We start from the raw sequence: 19,220 nt of genomic DNA on the forward strand, positions 1-19,220 counted from the left end.
CCTCCATAGGAGGTGGTTTAAGGCCGACAATAAAAAAAACCAGCGTTACGCTGGTTTTTTACTTAACCCCCGGGCTTAAATATCCAGCGGCGTATTAAAGTCGGCAGACTTGTTAAAATCGCCTTTAATGTCTTGCAGCTTGTCGTCTTTAAACTCAACAATTAGCTGTTTTTCAAAGTTGGTGCCGCGGCCGCCTTTAAGGGCATAAAAATAATGCCAGGTATCATTGTCAAACGCATTGCTGGCAACCGGCGAGCCCAACACATATTTAACCTGTTCTTTGGTCATTGCTACCCGCAGTTTGTCGATATCTTTTTGCTCTAAAAAGTTACCCTGCGGAATATCTATGCGATATACCCAGCTGCTGCAGGCACCAAGGCTGATTAAGCCGGTGACCAATACTAATGTTTTAATTACTGCTTTCATTTGTCACATCTGTTTTATCTGATTGCGCTCATCATACCCTATGACAAGCGCGGTGAAAAACCTTCTTTCAGACTGCCGGTGCACACAAAAGTTCGCGCGCGTTTGCCAGTGCGCTGGCGCTGATGTTCTCACCAGCCAGCAAGCGCGCTATTTCACTGATACGTTCTTCATCGCTCAGGGTGCGCATCCGTGTTTCGGTGGCAATGCCGTCGGTGTATTTCTCAACAAATAATTGCTGATGGCCCTGGCTGGCAACCTGCGGCAAATGGGTAACACAAATAATTTGTGTACTGTCACCGAGCTGGCGCAGTAAGCGGCCGACACCGGCCGCTACCGGGCCGCTGATGCCAACATCCACTTCATCAAAAATAAGCGTAGGCGTGGTAACTTTGTCGGCCAAAATAACCTGGATAGCCAGGCTGATACGCGATAGTTCGCCGCCGGAGGCCACTTTGTGCATCGCCTGCAGCGGTTGGCCAGGGTTAGTGGATACCTGAAACTCAATAGCGTCGGTACCGTTAGCGCCTGCTTGCTCTGCACTTAGCGGGCTGAGCACTATTTCAAAGCGTGCATTGGCCATGCTTAACTCGTGCATGCTGTTGCTAACCTGGCGGCTTAACGCCGCTGCCGCTTCGCGCCGCTGTTCGCTTAACAGCTGTGCCTGTGCCAGATACTGCTGTTGGGCGCTGTCGATATCTGCGGCCAATTGCAGCAAGCGTTTGTCATCGCCGGTCAGGCTGGCCAGTTGTGCGGACAATTGCTGATGCAGCGCCGGTAACTCTTCATGTGCTACCTGATGTTTGCGCGATAAATTTAGCCACAGGCTTAGCCGTTCGTCTACCTGTTGCAACCGCTCCGGGTCTAATTCTACTTTATCGGCATAGCGGCGCAGCTCGCGGCTGGCTTCTTCCGTTTGCACCAGCGCATCATTTAACATTTGCTGAATACTGTTTAATGCCGGATCGAGGCTGCTCAGTTGCTCCAACTGAGCGGCCGCTACAGACAGCGCCTGATAGATATTTTGCTGCTCATCATCATACAACAGTTGCAGACACTGCTGGCTTTGGCTAAGCAAGGTGTTGCCATGGCTTAAGCGGCTGTGCTCGGCTTCAAGGTTGGGGTATTCATCATCCAGTGGGGCAAAGTTATCCAGCTCAGCCACCTGGTATTCCAGCAACTGACGCTGAGCATCGCGTTGTTGTTGCGACTGCTCCAGTTCGCTGTATTCACGTTGCAGTTGCTGCCAGCCACGCCAGGCGGTGCGGGTAGCTTCCAGAGTGTCGGCGTGGCCGGCGAAGGCGTCAATCAGCTGGCGTTGGTAATCGTTTTTCAGTAACTGCTGGTGCGCATGCTGGCCATGAATGCTGAGTAAATGCTGGCCCAGTGCTTTAAGTTGTTGCGCCGGTACCTGTACGCCATTGATATAACCGCGTGAGCGGCCTTCATTGCTTACCACGCGCCGCACTATACATTCGCTGCCCATGGCCAGGTCTTGCTCTGCCAGCCACTTTTGCGCGCCGGTTAATTTGCTAACGTCGAAACTGGCAACGATATCGGCCTTATCGGCACCCGGCCGTACCACACTGGCATCAGCCCGCTCGCCCAGACAGAGCGACAACGCATCTATAGCGATAGATTTACCGGCCCCGGTTTCGCCGGTAATGGTAGACATGCCGCCGGCCCAATCGATTTCCAGCGCGCGAACAATGGCAAAGTTACTGATATGCAGATGACACAGCATGCGATGCTCCAGACCTGAACAGGTTAAAGTTACGAGATTTAATAACTGTGAAAAATAACAGTGTTTATTTATACAGTAACTTTATACAGGTATTGGCTACTTAGCAAGCAGGTGTTTAATAAAGTTTGCTGCCCCAGCCCAACTTATTGCGCAGCACATGAAAGTAGCTGTAACCGGGCGGATGCACCAGCCGCAGTGGGGTGGGGTGTTTGCGGATATAAATATCGTCGCCCGGCATTACCGCCAAAATAACATGGCTGTCGCAGCTGATTTGCAGGTGAGCATCGTTGGTGCTGGCCACTTTCAGCTTGATTTCACTGCTGCCCGATACTACCAGCGGCCGGCTGCTTAAGGTGTGCGGAAACATCGGTACCAAACAAACCGCGTCCAGATCCGGCGTCAGAATAGGACCGCCACCGGATAACGAGTAGGCGGTTGAACCGGTAGGCGTGCTGATAATTAAGCCATCAGAGCGTTGGCTGTAAACAAATTCGTCATTGATATAGGCTTCAAACTCAATCATGTGCGCCACTTTGTCGGCGTGCAATACTGCTTCGTTTACTGCGCTGTTGCTGCTTTTTACTGTACCGTGGCGGTGCACGGAGATCTCCAGCAGGTTACGTTTTTCGGTAACAAAGTTACCTGCCAGTACCTGGCTGAGTGGTTGCTGAAAATCTTCCGGAGCTAAATCAGTGAGAAAACCTAAATTGCCGCGGTTAACGCCGAGCACCGCCACATCAAACCGCGCTAACACTCTGGCAGCACCCAGCATATTGCCGTCGCCGCCTACCACTATGGCTAAATCACACTTTTTACCCAGCTCTACCAGGTCGAGTACTTCAACGCCCGGCAGCGCCAGCGATTCCGCTACCCGTTCTTCAACGTAAACGGTCAGGCCTTGTTGCTGCAAAAAGCTGTACAGACTAACCAGCGTATGGTTAGCCCCAGGGTGATGTGGTTTGCCAATCAGGCCAACGGTATTAAAGGCGTGTTGCATAGCGATTTCCTTGCACGGCGTTAACGCAGTATAACGGCAGCAGCCGGTGCAAACCAGATGCTTATGCTGCTTGAATTAAAACGCAATGCCCCCATATCCGTTAGCAATAATAAAACGAGTGTGGCGCATGACGTTAAGCCTTAGCAGACCCGAGCTGATATTAAAGCTGATTGTAGAGCAGTACCTGTCAGACGGGCAGCCGGTATCGTCCAAAGCACTGGCGGATAATGTGCAGTTGGCGGTGAGCTCTGCTACGGTGCGTAATACCATGATGGCGCTGGAGCAGCAAGGCCTGATCCGCTCGCCGCATACCTCGGCCGGGCGTATTCCTACCACGGCCGGTATCCGTTTATTTATCGATAAAATGCTGCAGCTGCAGCCGTTATCCGGTTTTTGGATTAACGAGCTGCAACGTAAAATTACGCCGCAATTACCTATTTCGTTATTGTGCCAGCAAGCCGGGCAGTTGCTTACCAACCTTACCGGCTTTGTGGCTATTGTCAGTGCGCCCAAGGCCGAAGGCCGTATCGTACGGCAAATTGATTTGGTGCGTTTAGCCAGTGACCGCCTGTTACTGGTGGTAATTGATGAAGACGGCGATATATTGCACCGCGTACTGCACTGTGAAAGCGCAATAGATAACAGCACGCTGAGTAAAGTGCTGTGTTTACTTAACGCCGCGCTGGGTGGCGGTGGCCAGTGGCAGGACGGTATTGAACGCTTGGGCACTATAGTGCGCAGTGAAACCGGTTTATGTCAGCAGTTGCTGCAAAAAGTATTGGGGCAGCTTAGTTTAGATGAGCTGCAACAACACCAGCCGCTTATTTTTGGTCAGCATCAACTGCTGTTAACGCCGGAATATCAGCAAAATCCGGCGTTACAACAAGTTATGGAGATGCTGGAGCGGCCGGACGGATTAATCCGGCTGTTACAAAGCCTGACGCTGGACGATAAGCCTAAGTTATTGTTGGGAAAAGAGTCCGGGTTTATTGAGCTGGCCAATGTCAGCCTGATAGCGCAGCGTTATCAAAGCCAGCCGCAACGCTTTATTGCCTTGCTGGGGCCACGGCGGATGAATTACGCGCGCTTGATACCTTTAGTAGAAGCCTGTGCCCGACAGTTAAATTTAAACTTGAATCGGCGGCAAGCATCCCCATAATACACCTACTTAATTTGGGAGTAGTAACGCATGACAGAGCAACAACAGCCAAACGACAACACGCCGGAGCAAGCTAATGAGCATGCTGATACCGTAGAGCTGTCGGGTGAACAAGCCATAATTGCCAAACTTGAAGCTGAACTGGCAGACGCCAATGCCCGCGTAGCAGAGCAGCAGGATGTAATGCTGCGTATTAAAGCTGAATCGGAAAACGTGCGCCGCCGTGCCAGTATGGACGTGGAAAAAGCACATAAATTTGCGCTGGAAAAATTCGCCGGAGATCTGTTGCCGGTAGTTGACAATCTGGAGCGGGCGCTGGGCTTTATTGACCGTGAAGATGACAGTTTAAAAGGTGTGGTAGAAGGCGTTGAGTTAACGCTGAAAAGCTTCCTTGATACCGTAGCCAAATATGGCGTAAACCAAATTGACCCGCAAGGCCAACCATTTAACCCTGAGCATCATCAGGCCATGAGTATTCAGCCGTCAGCAGACGTAGCGCCAAATACCGTGACCTTTGTGATGCAAAAAGGTTACGAGTTGAACGGCCGCTTACTGCGCCCGGCCATGGTGGGTGTATCTAAAGCACCGGACTAAACCGGCAGCATTCGTTACACCACAAAAAACCGGCTTGAAGCCGGTTTTTTGTTAAAAAGCGTTGTCAGTGGCTTAGGGTATCTTAATGCTGATTTGCAATGGCGTGCTCTGGCCGATGCTTAATGACAGCTCGGCGCTGTCTCCGCTTGTGCCGCCGGTGATCAGAACCGGCAATTCGCATTGTCCCAGCAGGTTGGTGCGCTTATCCGCTCTGCTTTGACAATTGGCCACCGCTACATTTAAGCCGCCATCATTCTTGCTGTAGTTGATATTGCTGTTAATGTTCAAAAACGGCAGTTCAATATCCGTTGCATCCAGCGCCTGCAGCAGCACACTGCCTGATTCAGACAAGCTACTGTTGCCGGACAGATTAAGCAGTTTCAGCTCGCGCATAGCGCTGAAACAAGCTTGGTTGTTCACTGTGGTCGCGCTACTGTTGCTGACACCGGCTACCAGCCAAACCTGAGCAGAGCCCGCCGGTTGATGTCGGGTGTCTACCAGCGGATCAATACAGCCGGTAAGAATAGTATGACGGTTGGCAGGATAGGTCAGGTAAAAGCTGGCATTGCCATCAACTGTTACCGCCTGGCCGCTGACCAGTTCTGCTTTGTCGGGATCAACACCGGACACCTGGGCACCAAGCAAAGACGCTCCTACTATATAACTCAGCTCTGTGGCGCTGTTAGTATAAGGTTGGTTAACGCTCAGCTCTGATACTTGCTGTGGTTTGGCTGCTACGAAACGGCTTTTATCTGCGGCAGTGGCATTTAATAACAATACCCGGTCGCTTTGTTCGATATAGCGCTCGTTGTTGTTGCGCGTAATATAAGCGCTGCTGAACAAGCTGTTGCCGGCATCCGATAACGTACTTATCCCTGCATTGGTTGCTGCGGCATGATCGGCAACGCTGCTGGCAAAGCCATAATTAATTACCGGTGCAGTGTTGGATAAAATAACGCTGTCAACTATACCCAGGTTAACTACAGTACCATCAGATACCTTATTGCCGTAGCGGTCAGTTACCAACAGGCCGCCTATGCGCCGGTAGATACCATTGCCCAGATCGGTAATAGCATTCTGGATTGGGTAACTGACAGCAATAGAATGTGCAGGGCCTGAAGCAATGCTGACAGCAGACACAGTAGTGAGCACTGCCGGCGAGTAACTGTTGCCATTGTCATCTAATGCTTCCGCTTGCAGCTCCACTACACCGGGCAAGGTGCCGGCACTCAAGGTCAGTACTGCTGCGCCGTTTCTGCTATTTACGGTAATAACGCTATCGCTCTGCACTAACTCGTCGGCCGCGTTTTGGCCGCTCAAATATTCGCCACCGCCGGGTTGGCTGACAAAGCTGACTTTAAGATTATTAACACCTTCGCCAGCATCTTGTGCGGGGTCGCCATTGGCTTGCAGTAAGCGCAGCGTAATAGTGGAGCTGTCACTGCCGTTTACGCCGGCAACCAACAGTGCTTTTTCTGCTACGTTTAATGCGATGGCGGCAGGCGCCTGTGGCTGCGGTGTTGTGGGGGCGCCGTTAATTGTTAAGTCGACACTTTGGCTGTAGCCATTCACATAAGCAGTAACAGTAGCAGTGCCGGCATCTGCTGCCGGATACAGTCTGACCTTAGCCTGGCCTTCACCTTCACCGCCGGCATCGCCGCGCGAGGTGCTGGCGCTGGTGTTGCGAAGTAAACTGTCTGCACTAAAACTGCCCAGGTTAGTATTGAACTCGATAGTAGCATTACGCAGCAGGTTGCCTTCACTGTCGTGTGCGGTAGCCGTAACAGTGGCGAAACGTTGCGGAAAAGCTGCGTCCAGCCCGGTATCGCTGCTGGTTAGTGTTAATGTAGTGACGTTTTTAGCGGTGTCCGACTGGCAGGCGAGCAGCATAAAAGCAAGCGAGCTGAACACTGCTATTTTCAGCATGGCGGGAAAACCTTTCATATAATGTACTATCCTTTTTAACAGCCGTTTACTGCCGCGCAATAGTACCTAACTTGTTGTACCGAGACAATTATTAAGGCTTGCCTGCCAAGCTGACATTATTTGCTTACAGCAATTCGCGGTACACGTAATTGGCCAGCGGATGTTGCCGGCGTTTTAAATCCTGCACAAAAAATTGCGCTATTTTGCCGGCGCCCTGCAATGTCAGATGGGTGTTATCCACTTTGCCGTCGGGGAATTTTTGATACAAACCTGCCGGTACCTGAATAAAATACGGCTGGCTGGCGTCTTTGCCCAGTTGCTGCCAAAAATCACAGCTGTGCTGCTGCAAATCGAAAAAGCTAACCTTCGCTTCCAGGGCCACTTTGGCCGCAGCGTTGGCGTAGTCGGCCAGATCACGTTTTAAGCTGCCGTCTTCCGCGAAATTACGCCGGCAAATCGAGCTGGCCAGCATTGGCGTGGCGCCGCGCGAGCGCACATCGGCGATAAATTGCTTTAAAAAAGTCTGATAATCACTGTCAAAGGCGGCGTAACGCGCCGGGTCGGATTGTTTCGAATCGTTGTGGCCAAACTGGATCAATACATAATCGCCGTTACCAAGCTCGCTTAACAGCAGTTGCCAGCGGCCTTCGTCGAGAAAACGCTTGGTGCTGCGGCCATTGGCAGCATGATTAACTACGGTTAACTGCGGCAGTAAAAACTGCGGCAACAGCTGGCCCCAGCCGCGTTCGGGGTAGGCCAGGTTAGGTTTATCTGACATGGTCGAGTCGCCGACCAAATGCAGTTTAACCGGGGTAATCTCAGCAGCTTGTGCCTGCGTAAGGCCAAAATAAAAACTTAACAGCAGCAGGTATTTCATCGGTTATTCCTTATTCAGTTGCAGTAGTGTCTGTAGTTGCAGCTGTGGATCCCAGCGGCCGGCAAAGGTCCACTTAGCGGTGATCTGTTCAGGTGAAAGTTGTGCCGGATGCGCGGCTAAGTTGGCTTTAAGCCACGGATAAATAACTTGCTTACCATCAGCATGGCTGAAGTAATATCTATCGCCCCACAAATTGGCGCGATCACGTTCGGGTTCAGTCGGGTAGGTGTGGCGGAATATCGGCTTGTCGGCCATATTGCTGCTGTACCGGTTATTGATTAGATAAAACTGCGCGTCGTAGTGGCGCCGGCCCAGCATAAAGCCCGGCACGCCATCAAAGTGTGAGTCGCGCACCACCATTTTTTGCTGCTGGTTTAACTCGCCGTCATGCCACAGCGTGGCGTAGGCTTTTTTATTGATAAAGGTGCTGTTACTGAAAAACGCCCAACCACGCGGGCACACCATATCGGTATGGCCTTCAAAGTAACAGTTGTCGTGGTAATACATGCCGTCGGTTTTATTCCACAGGCTTAGGGTGTCGGCCCCGCCGGCAATAATGCGGCAATTAGCGGTGATAATGCGCGTGGCCTGCTCAAAGCCGCGCACGGCGAATTGATGCTCGTTATCGCCGGTCAGTTCGCCATAGCTGTTTACAATGCTGATATTCAGCAGCGCGATGTCACTGGCGCGAATATTTACCACGGCGGCGCCCCAGTCGCTGGGGTGCTGTTTTAACCAGTTGCTGCGCAGTTCGGCGACGCGAATTTCGGTGTTGTCAGCCCCTGCGCCAATCAGCGCGACGTTATTGCGGGTCAGATAAATCTTCTCGGCATAGACACCCGGGCCAATCTGGATAATGGCCTGAGTATCGTTGTCGGGCAGGCTGTTAATAGCTTGCTGAATACTGAGAAACGGCGCATCGCCACTTTGCGCCACCTGCAGGCGAATGATATCGGCGGAGCTGGCTGTGCTGATAAACAGCAGCAGGATGCAGAACAGAAAGGCTTTTTGCATATTTTTGATTCCAAAAAAAGCAGCCGGCTGCAAGTTTTATGCATCTGACACGAACCGGTTTACCCACACTAACACGCCGTGAATACGTCCTTGTAGGCTCGATTCAGGCATCCATGCCTTCAACGGTTAGTTTAGGGTAAGCCGGTTCTCGTTCAGGTGATTTACCGGCTAAACACAGGAAGAAGACTTAGTTAGTGCCAAGCAGTTTCGCCATTTGCACTCCGGCCATGATAAAAGGGCCGTTGGCTTTAGCGTCGTTACGAAACACCGGCTCGCTCATATAGTATTCATAGCTGCCGTCGCGGCCAAAGCCTAAACCGGCTACCTGGCAGGTATTCACCAAGCTTACGCTGTTATCCGGATGCACCAGAATAAATTCATCTAACAGGCCCTGATAGGCTTTGATGGCAGTGTCTTTATAGCGAGCATCCAGATAGCCGTTGTTTACGCCTTTGGCAAAAAAGTAAGTAAACATGCTGCTGGCGGAAGACTCTAAGTAATTACCCACTGCAGCGGGTTTATCCAGAATCTGGTACCAGGTACCGGTTTTGCTATCCTGCACCTTTACCAGCGCTGCGGCCAGTTCAGCGCTCATATCCAGTAACGGCTGACGCAATTCGGTTTGCTGTTCAGGGATAATCTCCAACACATCCACCAATGCCATAGCTAACCAGCCTAAGCCGCGGCCCCAGAACTGACTTGCCAGGCCGGTGTCTTTATCGGCCCAGTCCTGCGCGCGTGCTTCATCCCAGGCGTGATAATACAGGCCGGTGTCGGGATCACGCAGTTTGGCGCGGCTGATGGTAAATTCTTTTACCACTTCGTCAAAAGCATGGCCCTGCTCAAACGTTTTGCTGTAGTTAGCCAGAAACGGCATGCCCATATAAACGCCGTCTAACCACAGCTGATGCGGGTATATTTTCTTATGCCAGAAGGCGCCCTCAGCAGTGCGCGGGTGCTCGCTTAACTGTTTACGCAGTAGATCCAACGCCTGTTTGTATTGTGGCTTGGGGTTACGCTGGTATTCGCGCAGCAGCATATTGCCGCTGTTTAAGCTGTCGATATTATAGTTGCTGATTTTGTAAGTACGGATATCGCCATCCTCAGTGATAAAGGAGTCGATAACATCGTTCAGTACCTGTTGCCACTGTGGGTTTGGCCGTAATTTAAGCAGGTCGTCATAGGCTTGCAACTGCAGGCCGGTGGTGTATTCCCATTTGCTGGGCCGCTGGCGCTCATAATCCCAGCCGCCGTAGGCATAAAACGGCGTTTGCCGGGTCATTTCGCTGGCGGCTAAGCGTTCACTCCAATCCAGCGCTGTTTTTGCTGTAAGCTCGCCGGCTTTTTGCTGTTGTGATAACGCGGTCTTCAACGTTAGTCTGGGGGCCAGCGTTAGCTTGGCCACTTCCTGCTCAAGATACTCAACAAATTCGGCTTCGGTTTTAATGCCGCCGGGCTCTCCGTCCCAGGCCGACAGAAAATAATATTCCAGCTGTGTGCCGGACGGCTTCATCACAGCGACATGGCTGTGCTCATCACCGGTAAGTTGGATATTGGCGCCGCGTTTATACAAGATCGCCATACCCAATTTATCGTTACCGCCGGTCAGGGTTTGTTCGCCCCAGGTTGCCAGATAGGTCCAGCTATGGCCGGTAATTTCCGATTTACCATGCAGCACTTTGGTGTCAGGCAAGCGCACCAGGCCAATGGCAATATTGTCCAGCGGCTCGCTAAGTGAAAGCCGGGTATGCACCAGGCGGCTACCGGCGGTCATTGCCATGTTAGCGGTTAAGTTGGTGGTTTTGCCGGCAATTTGCCAGTCTTTATATTGAATTTGCAGTGCCGAGTACAAGGCGCCGTTTTCAATGATTTTGGCACTGTGGCCACTGAGTTTGGACACCAGCTGTACTTTTTCGCCATCCCAATAGCCGAAACCGCCGGCGCCGAGCGATTTACCGACTTTAAGTAAATCCATGCCCCAGTCGGCCATTTTATGGTATGACTGATAACCGTCCAGCCCGACCTGATGCAATACCGGCTTGCCGGTTTTATTACCAAATACATCAAAGCCGTTGCGCCAGTCGAGATAAATACGGTAACCGACTTTATCTGACTCTATGCCAGGGCCCTCGTAACGGATCCATTCGGAATGGTCAGTATATTGTGGCGGAGGCGTCAGCTCTGTGACGTTCTGAAATTCACCGCCAATGTATTTACTGTCCTGCCACTGGCCACCGGTTTTATGCGATATTTCTGCCTGAGTGCGTTTGGGCAACTGCTGAGCATCAAAGCGCGCCTGATCATTCACAATCTGCAGTTGCTGCGTGGCTGCTGCAGTTAAATCAAACTGTAATAACAGGCTGTCTTTGCTGCCATCGCCACTGTAGTCTATCAGTTGCGATGCCACGGTATTGTTGCCGTTCACGGCTACCAGCGCGTTTGCCTGGTCTGTGGTGACACCAAGATCACTAAAGGGTAACAGCAAGGTTTGCTCGTTACGCGCAAATGCAGAGGGATTACTGACACTAAGGTTGGCAATGTGGTTGTAGCTGCCGGCTGCAGTTGGTGCTTTAGCCGCAGGTTGTGGTGTGCAGGCGCTGACAACAGCAGCGATGCTCAGACTTAACAAGGTTTTGCCAAAAAGAATGCGGGCCATAAAATACCTGTTATTACAATTCGTACGTCCATGCTAAATAAAACGGGCCTTCCGTGGCTCAGCGTTTTGCGGGAGAAACAACACTGCTATGCCGGAGCATAGCAGTGGTTATATTAAGGTTCAGCTCAGAACTTGTACTGGGCGCCTAAGTAGTACTGGCGGCCGGTAGCATGGTAGTAGGTTAAGCGGTTACCGCTTGAGTCTACCCACTGATCATCTACTTCATCGGTCAGGTTAAGTGCTTCAAGGCTGACTTTCCATTTATCGGTCAGTTGGTATGACAGTGCCGCATCAATGTTACGGGTAGCGTTGGTGCCTTCCATATCATTGTTATTGCGACCGATGGCATTGGTCAGGTACTCAGAACGGTCAGTTAACGACACCCGGGCACTGAACTTGTCATCCTCGTAGTACAGGGTGGCGCTGCGGGTGTTTTCTGATAAACCCTGTAAATCACGGGTCGCCAGAATTTGGCCGTCAGCATTTACGTAATCAAGCTGGGCTTTAACGTAGGTAAAGTTACCGATAAAACCAAAGCGATCCCAGCCTTCCGGCAGGAAGGTAAACGGCATTTGGTACTGTACTTCAAAGCCGTACAGGTTACCGCCCGGGCCATTTAACGGCGTATTGGTTTGCCACTCTACGTTTTCATTACAGTCGGCGCCATAACCCGGGCCGGCATTACAGGCATCAATCGCCGCCTGGATCGGTAAACCGGTTTCAGTAAATGGCTTGGTTTCGCGCAGGCCCTGCACATAGCTGTCGATTTCCTTACGGAATACGGCTACACCCAGCAATGACTCGTTATCAAAGTACAGCTCTAAGCCCAAATCATAGGTTTTGGCTTTGGTAGGTTCCAGTGTCGGGTTACCGCCGCTAACACTGCGCGAGCCGCCGGATACCGATACCGACACGTTGGGGCGCAGGCTGCCTAAACCGGCACGGGCCATTACTTCAGCATACCCAAAGCGGATAATGACATCTTCCAGCGGTTCAAATACCAGGTTTAATGATGGCAAGAAGTCGTTGTAGTCGTGCTTGGCGGTAATCAACTCATCCACACCACCCAGTTTTGCCCAAGCAGTGGAGGATTGATCAGTTTTAACATAACGGCCGCCAACATCACCGCGGATCACGGTGTCGCCCACTTCGGTTTCAAACGCCAGTTGTACATAAGCGCCTAAGGTTTTTTCTTCGGCAGAGTAGTTATCTACCAGACGGTTTTCAATGCTGACTTCAAATGCACCGATATTGCTGTAAATATCATAAGCGGCATCAATTGCCGCCAGATCAGGTACCAGCCAGGCGCCTTGTGATCCCAAGCCTGAGTTGTAGCTCATAATCAGGTCCGGTGTCATGACAACGCCACCGGCATTTTCACTGGAACGGCGCGCTTCGCGGGTTTCAAACTCAAAGGTTTTATAATGCAGGCCGCCGCGCAGCGTCAGGTTCTCGCTCAGCACATATTCCAGGTTCAGAGCAGCATTATCAAAGGTATTTTCTGCGCCCAGCGGGCGTAAACGCACGCTGTTGGTGCTCCAGCCCTCTGCATCAAACACGCCAGAACCAAACAGCAGTTCAGGTGATTGGCGCTTGCTACCGCGGTAGTTATAGCTGAAATCTACGCCGCTTTTTTCCATCACTACAGTGGTTTGGATTGGGTTGTCAAACTCAGACTTGGCACGGCCAATCATGCCGTCAATTTTTAAGTCATCAGTCAGCTGGTGCTGCGCACTTAAACTGAACTGTAAAAACTCGGTGCCCAATTCGTCGTAGCGGTTTTCATTGCGCACAGTAGCGTTTTCAAAGGCGGCATAAGTTGCGGTATTGCTGTCATCAATTTCATAGTCCAGCACGTTCATACGGGCAGCCTGGCTGTTGCCGTTCAGAATACCCTGGGTAAAAATTTCATTACGGGTTGAATCGTCTTTGGCGTACAGAATATCCAGATTAAACCGGGTTTCCATACTTGGGCGGAATTCAAACGCCGCCGCTGCGCCGGTGCGTTTAACGTTATGGGTGTATGAGTCGTAACGCGGTAAGCGCGGGCGGAAGGCGTCGTTAATGGCGTCTAATTCTGGAATCACCGGGTTTGCATCTGTCGGTTCTGCGCCCTGATAGCTGCCAAAGTCGTTAACGTTATCCCAGCGTACTGTGCTGGCGCCTTCATCTTTAACATTGCGCTCTGACATTGCCAGTGAGAACAGGGCACCAAATTTGCCGTCAGCAAAAATATTGCTCACCAGGAAAGAGGCTTTCGGATCCACTTCTTCGGATAAATCGTTGTAACCGGCCTGCACGTTGGCAGCAAAGGTTAAACCGTCATAGTCAAACGGCCGCGCGGTGCGCAGGTCTACCGTAGCACCGAGCGAGCCTTCTTCAATATTAGCTGAGGCGGTTTTACGTACCGTCAGCTCACTGAATAAGTCGGATGAAAAGGTATTAAAGTCAAAGCCACGGCCACGGTTCGCGCCGCCAATTTGGTCGGTACCGCCGCTGGTGGATTGTGCTTCCATACCGTTAATGCGCACCCGGGTAAAATCCGGGCCTAAGCCGCGCACTGAAATTTGCCGGCCTTCACCGGCAGCACGGCTGATTGCTACACCCGGAATGCGCTGCAATGATTCGGCTAAGTTTAAGTCGGGGAAGTCGGCAATATCTTCAGCCTTAATGGTGTCGGTAGAGCCGGTTTCAAAACGCTTTTGATTCAGCGCGCTGGCTAAACTGCCGCGAAAACCACCGGTAACGGTGATCACTTCGATATCTTCTTCCTGCACTTGTGCCGCAGTTTGCTCAGCTTGCTGCGCCTGCAGTGCCGGCGCTGCGCCGAGAATCGTTGCTAAACCGGCCAGGGTAAGCGCCCGTACCAGTTTAGTCGGGCGAAATTGTGTATTGCGATAAGCCATCTGTGTTCACCTCGTCCTGAATTAACTTGTTGTCGTAGCCCGGGTCATGCCGGGCCTTAAGTGTTTTTTACGGAGCATCGGTTTCTGCTCCCTGTCGATTTGCTTGTTTTGTATTCAGCTTATATGCTTTGTCTACCGGTGGCAAAAAAAACTTGCAATTTTGTGCCACCGATGGCAAAAAGCTAACACCATCAACTAAAATCTGTCAATTATTGATAGAGTTTAAATCGGTGTAATTTGTAACTGAATTATGCCGACTTTACTTAAGTGACTAATTTTAAACGTTTGTTGTTGATTTTGAATTTTTAAATTGTTCCATATTTGAACAGTTTTGGCGTTGCAACAAGCAAAACGAGTTAACAGGAGAGCCCAATGGCAAGCTTATTTTCACTGGCAGGACAGACCGCTTTAGTCACCGGTGCCAGCCGCGGTTTAGGCCGGGCAATAGCTGTAGCCCTGGCACAGGCCGGTGCCACAGTATTGTGCGCCAGTTCGTCGGCAAACGGCAGCAATGATACTGTGGCTGCTATTAAAGAAGCAGGCGGTAAAGCCGGTGCTTTGGCTGCGGATTTAAGCAGCGAAGCGGCAGTAGAGCAGCTGGCAGCGCAGGCGCTGGCGCAGGGGCCGGTGCATATTTTAGTCAATTGTGGCGGTACTATTTTTCGCGCTCCGGCGCATCAGTTTCCGATGAACGAATGGCATAAGGTGATGGCGGTAAACCTTGATGCCGCGTTTTTGCTCAGCCAGCGCCTGGGTGCAGAGATGATTAAGCGCAAACAGGGCAAAATTATTAATATCGCTTCAATGCTATCTTACAGCGGCGGCATTACCGTGCCGGCGTACACCGCCAGTAAACACGCCATTGCCGGCGTAACCAAAGCGTTAGCTAACGAATGGGCACAGCATAATATTCAGGTTAATGCCATTGCGCCGGGTTATTTCAGCACCGATAACACTGCGGCGCTGCAGGCAGATACCGCGCGTAACGCCGCCATTACTGCCCGTATTCCGGCAGGGCGCTGGGGCGAGCCGGAAGATTTAGCCGGCGCGGCGGTGTTTTTGGCCTCCAATGCAGCTAACTACGTTAACGGCCATGTATTGGCGGTTGATGGTGGCTGGCTGGCGCGCTAAGCGCGTTTATTTTGTATCACTGAATTTTTCACTTGAGGTTTTTATGACAGTTTTATTTGACAGCCGTTACCCCACTCATCCGGATGACGTAAAGCATTACGACACTGACGAGCTGCGTCAGCACTTTTTGGTAGATAACCTGATGCAGGCCGACAAGCTGGTGCTGTGTTACACCCATTATGAGCGGGTAATAGTGGGTAGTGCGGTACCGGTAAAAGCAGCGGTAAAGCTTGAGGCACCGGAACCACTTAAAGCAGAGTATTTTTTGCAGCGCCGTGAGCTGGGCATTATTAACGTCGGTGGCAGCGGCACTGTAACGGTTGATGGCAGCGATTACGAGCTGAAAAACACCGAAGCATTATATGTTGGTATGGGCGCGCGTGCGGTGAGTTTCCAAAGCGCTGACGGTGCAAAACCGGCCAAATTTTATCTGAACTCCGCCCCGGCGCACCATGCTTACCCCACAAAACACCTGACGATGGACAATTGCACCGTGTTGCAGATGGGCGCGCTGGAAACTTCGAACGAGCGCGCGATCCATCAGTTGATGATTAATGATGTGGTGCAAACCTGTCAGTTGCAAATGGGCTTAACGGTGCTGAAACCCGGCAGCGTATGGAACACCATGCCGGCGCACCAGCATGACCGCCGGATGGAAGCTTATTTTTATTTTAACCTCGCTGATGAGCAGCGCGTGTGCCATTTTATGGGCCAGCCACAGCAAACCCGGCATATTTGGGTTGCTAACGAGCAAGCCGTGGTGTCGCCGGCGTGGTCTATTCACAGTGGCTGCGGTACCAGCAATTATGCCTTTATCTGGGGCATGGCCGGTGAAAACCTGGATTATCACGATATGGATAAATTCCCTGCCAGTGCAATGAAATAGCGTCTGGTGTTTCGCTGCCGCTGGCAGCAGGTTCTGAGTAAGGCATGCGGTTAGATATGCCACTTTAGCAACAGGGTAGGACGAGTTATGAATAATTTCCCCCGGCAGGCTTGCAGCCTGCTGTTGGTTGCGGCTGCGCTGCTGAGTGGCTGTAAGCCACAGCAGGAAGTGACCACCTTACGTTTAGCGCATGCGCTGGATCAGGAGCATGTGGTGCACAAAGCCATGGTATTGATGGGCGAACGCCTTGAGCAATACTCCGATGGCAGTATGAAAATAGAAATATACAGTGGCGGCCAACTGGGTAACGAACGTGAATTGGTGGAGCTGTTACAAATTGGCAGCCTGGCCATGACTAAGGTATCGGCCAGTTCGGTAGAAAGCTTTGTACCGCAAATGCGCGTATTTAGCGTGCCCTATATTTTTAACGACAATGCGCACTTATGGCAGGTGTTAAACGGTAAAGCCGGCACGGAGTTGTTAATGGCGCTGCAACCGGCGCGCCTGCGAGGCCTGGGTTACTATGATGCCGGTAGCCGCAGTTTTTACTCCACCAATACGGAAATTCATACGCCGGCGGATTTACGCGGTAAAAAATTCCGCGTGCTGGCCAGCCAAACCGCCGTAAGGATGGTGGAAGCCTTAGGTGGCGCCGCTACCCCGGTTGATTGGGGCGAGCTGTATACCGCATTGCAGCAGGGCGTAGTGGATGGCGCCGAGAACAACCCACCGAGTTTTTACTTATCGCGCCATTATGAGCTGAGCAAATATTACACCCTGGACGAGCACACCGCCGTGCCGGATGTGCTGATTATGAGCCTGCCGGTGTGGCAGGATTTAACCCCACAGCAGCAACAATGGCTGCAACAGGCGGCAGATGATTCCATCGCTTATCAGCGTGCCGCCTGGCAGCAGGTATCCGATGATGCCTTAGCGGCGGTAAAAGCCGCCGGTGTTACGGTAATTTACCCTGACAAACAGCCGTTTCGCGATGCGGTAGCACCGTTTCATCAGAGCCTTAAACAAACCGATATCGGGCCTTTATTGCAGCAAATTGCCGATGTAGGTGCGCAAATGGAGCCTGGCCATGATTAAGTTAGTACATTGGGTAGACAGCATACTGAAATGGTTTCTCGCCGCGTTAATGGCCGCCATAGTGTTGGTGGTGAGTTGGCAGGTGGTGTCACGTTTTGTGTTAAATGCTCCCAGCTCCATCACTGAAGAGCTGTCGCGCACCTTGCTGATCTGGATTGGCATGGTGGGGGCCGCTTTTGCCTATCGCACCGGCGTGCATTTGGGGTTGGATATCGTAACGCAGAAGTTTAACCCGGCAGTACGGCGACGCTTGGCGATAGTGCTGACCGCTGCGGTGGTAATTTTTGCTATCGCTGTGATGGTAGTCGGCGGCGGTAATCTGGTGGCGCTGACATATGAGCTTAACCAGATGTCGGCCGCACTGAATATTAAGATGGCGTATATCTATATTGCGTTGCCGCTATCCGGGCTGTTGATCGCCTTTTATGGCGTGTGCCAGCTGTACTTTATGCTTATAAATAAACCGATGCAGCCGGTTGAGGGGATGCACTGATGGAAATGGCGATTCTGGTTCTGTTGCTGGTATTTTTCGGCTTATTGCTGCTAAACGTACCAATTTCATTTTGTATTGGTTTAGCCACACTGGCAACTATGTTACTCAGTGTCGATGTTATGCCGGCGGTGACCACTATGGCGCAGCGTATGGCCGGTGGTATTAACAGCTTTGCCTTATTGGCGATCCCGTTTTTTGTGCTGTCGGGCTTAATTATGGGCCGCGGCGGTATAGCCAAACGCTTAATCGAATGTGCCATGGCATTGGTGGGTATGCTGCCCGGCGGCCTGGCATTGGTTAATGTGGTGTCCTGTATGTTTTTCGGTGCTATCTCCGGCTCGGCCGTGGCAGCGACCTCGGCAATTGGCAGCTTTATGCTGCCTGAGATGAAAAAGCAGGGCTATGACGTAAACTACAGCGCTGCGGTTACCGCAGCGGCTGCCACCACCGGCATGCTGATCCCGCCGAGTAATATTTTAATTGTTTATGCCATAGCCAGCGGTGGGGTATCGATAGCAGCGCTGTTTATTGCCGGGTATTTACCGGGTATTTTGCTGGGGGTATCGTTGATGCTGGTCTGTGCCGGTTACGCCAAGCTAAAGGGGTATCCGGTTGGCGCGCGCTTACCGCTTAAGCTGGTGCTGCAAAAAGTGGCGGCGGCACTGCCCAGCTTGTTTATGATTTTTCTGGTAATCGGCGGTATTGTCAGCGGCGTCTTTACTGCCACTGAAGCCGGTGCTATTGCGGTGGTATATTCGCTGATTTTAGCCGTGGGTATTTACGGTGAAGTAAAAACCACTGAGTTGCCGGGCATTTTAATGAAATCGGCAGAAACCACCGCTATCGTGCTGGCGCTGATTGCCACTTCATCGGCGATGTCGTGGATATTATCTTACGAGCAAATTCCGCAAACTATCAGTGCCGCCATGCTGGCGCTAAGCGATAACCCGCTACTGATTTTACTAATGATCAACCTGATCTTATTGCTGGTGGGAGCCTTTATGGATATGACGCCGGCGGTACTGATTTTTACGCCGATATTCTTGCCGGTAGCGGTAGAGCTGGGCATGAGCCCGCTGCATTTCGGCATTATGATGGTGTTGAATTTATCCATCGGCCTGGTGTCGCCGCCGGTAGGCAGTGTGCTGTTTGTCAGTTGCGCTATTGCCAAAACCAAACTGGAAGCCATTATCCGGCCGTTAATGCCGTTGTATCTGGCAATGTTTGCGGTGCTGATGCTGGTAACTTATGTGCCGGCGATCAGTGAATGGTTGCCAAAGCAGTTTGGCTTCTAACCGGCCGGGTTGTTAACCCGGCTG

The 19,220-nt window shown here is 51.6% G+C and carries 15 protein-coding genes; 7 read left to right on the forward strand and 8 right to left on the reverse strand.

Features of this window, described 5'->3' with window-relative positions; all coding sequences use genetic code 11:
* Window positions 1-75: 75 nt before the first annotated feature.
* From HRH59_RS13790 to nadK, 3 genes are all read right to left on the reverse strand, one after another.
* On the reverse strand, window positions 76-426 hold the full coding sequence (locus HRH59_RS13790; RefSeq protein WP_173501859.1) for an outer membrane protein assembly factor BamE: 351 nt from the start codon (window positions 424-426) through the stop codon (window positions 76-78).
* Between the two features lie 67 nt (window positions 427-493).
* Window positions 494-2,167 carry a DNA repair protein RecN gene (gene recN / locus HRH59_RS13795; protein ID WP_173501860.1) on the reverse strand — a complete coding sequence of 558 codons (1,674 nt, stop codon included), beginning with the start codon at window positions 2,165-2,167 and terminating at the stop codon, window positions 494-496.
* Between the two features lie 115 nt (window positions 2,168-2,282).
* Entirely contained in the window at window positions 2,283-3,164 is an 882-nt protein-coding gene (nadK, locus tag HRH59_RS13800) for an NAD(+) kinase (RefSeq protein WP_173501861.1), read from the reverse strand.
* Between the two features lie 127 nt (window positions 3,165-3,291).
* On the opposite strand from nadK, the gene hrcA reads away from it, so the two are divergent.
* Together hrcA and grpE are read left to right on the forward strand one after the other, a co-directional pair.
* Window positions 3,292-4,323 carry a heat-inducible transcriptional repressor HrcA gene (gene hrcA / locus HRH59_RS13805; protein WP_173501862.1) on the forward strand — a complete coding sequence of 344 codons (1,032 nt, stop codon included), beginning with the start codon at window positions 3,292-3,294 and terminating at the stop codon, window positions 4,321-4,323.
* Window positions 4,324-4,353: 30 nt separating this feature from the next.
* Entirely contained in the window at window positions 4,354-4,917 is a 564-nt protein-coding gene (gene grpE / locus HRH59_RS13810; RefSeq protein ID WP_173501863.1) for a nucleotide exchange factor GrpE, read from the forward strand.
* Window positions 4,918-4,989: 72 nt separating this feature from the next.
* On the opposite strand, the gene HRH59_RS13815 is transcribed toward grpE, so the two are convergent.
* The 5 genes from HRH59_RS13815 to HRH59_RS13835 all read right to left on the reverse strand — a co-directional run bounded on the left by HRH59_RS13815 (window position 4,990) and on the right by HRH59_RS13835 (window position 14,296).
* Complete coding sequence (locus HRH59_RS13815) at window positions 4,990-6,861, reverse strand: Ig-like domain-containing protein (RefSeq protein WP_173501864.1); 1,872 nt, start codon at window positions 6,859-6,861, stop codon at window positions 4,990-4,992.
* 106 nt (window positions 6,862-6,967) lie between these two features.
* Window positions 6,968-7,720, reverse strand: a complete 753-nt coding sequence (locus tag HRH59_RS13820) for a rhamnogalacturonan acetylesterase (RefSeq protein WP_173501865.1) — start codon at window positions 7,718-7,720, stop codon at window positions 6,968-6,970.
* A 3-nt stretch (window positions 7,721-7,723) separates the two neighbouring features.
* Complete coding sequence (locus HRH59_RS13825; RefSeq protein WP_173501866.1) at window positions 7,724-8,734, reverse strand: pectinesterase family protein; 1,011 nt, start codon at window positions 8,732-8,734, stop codon at window positions 7,724-7,726.
* Between the two features lie 187 nt (window positions 8,735-8,921).
* On the reverse strand, window positions 8,922-11,390 hold the full coding sequence (locus HRH59_RS13830; protein ID WP_173501867.1) for a glycoside hydrolase family 88 protein: 2,469 nt from the start codon (window positions 11,388-11,390) through the stop codon (window positions 8,922-8,924).
* A gap of 125 nt (window positions 11,391-11,515) precedes the next feature.
* A complete protein-coding gene (locus HRH59_RS13835; protein WP_173501868.1) occupies window positions 11,516-14,296 on the reverse strand; it encodes a TonB-dependent receptor in 2,781 nt (926 codons plus the stop codon).
* 372 nt (window positions 14,297-14,668) lie between these two features.
* Between HRH59_RS13835 and HRH59_RS13840 the strand changes: the two genes are divergently transcribed.
* From HRH59_RS13840 to HRH59_RS13860, 5 genes are all read left to right on the forward strand, one after another.
* Window positions 14,669-15,427, forward strand: coding sequence for an SDR family oxidoreductase (locus HRH59_RS13840; protein WP_173501869.1), 759 nt, complete (start codon window positions 14,669-14,671; stop codon window positions 15,425-15,427).
* A gap of 43 nt (window positions 15,428-15,470) precedes the next feature.
* A complete protein-coding gene (gene kduI, locus HRH59_RS13845; RefSeq protein ID WP_173501870.1) occupies window positions 15,471-16,313 on the forward strand; it encodes a 5-dehydro-4-deoxy-D-glucuronate isomerase in 843 nt (280 codons plus the stop codon).
* An 87-nt stretch (window positions 16,314-16,400) separates the two neighbouring features.
* Window positions 16,401-17,408: a TRAP transporter substrate-binding protein gene (locus HRH59_RS13850; RefSeq protein WP_173501871.1), complete on the forward strand. Its 1,008-nt coding sequence runs from the start codon at window positions 16,401-16,403 to the stop codon at window positions 17,406-17,408.
* Window positions 17,401-17,901 carry a TRAP transporter small permease gene (locus tag HRH59_RS13855; protein ID WP_173501872.1) on the forward strand — a complete coding sequence of 167 codons (501 nt, stop codon included), beginning with the start codon at window positions 17,401-17,403 and terminating at the stop codon, window positions 17,899-17,901. The genes HRH59_RS13850 and HRH59_RS13855 overlap by 8 nt, the downstream gene beginning before the upstream one ends.
* On the forward strand, window positions 17,901-19,196 hold the full coding sequence (locus HRH59_RS13860) for a TRAP transporter large permease (RefSeq protein ID WP_173501873.1): 1,296 nt from the start codon (window positions 17,901-17,903) through the stop codon (window positions 19,194-19,196). Before HRH59_RS13855 ends, HRH59_RS13860 begins: the two co-directional genes overlap by 1 nt.
* The last annotated feature ends 24 nt before the right edge of the window (window positions 19,197-19,220 follow it).

This window comes from Rheinheimera lutimaris, from assembly GCF_013283795.1.
GTDB classification, from domain to species: Bacteria; Pseudomonadota; Gammaproteobacteria; order Enterobacterales; family Alteromonadaceae; genus Alishewanella; species Alishewanella lutimaris.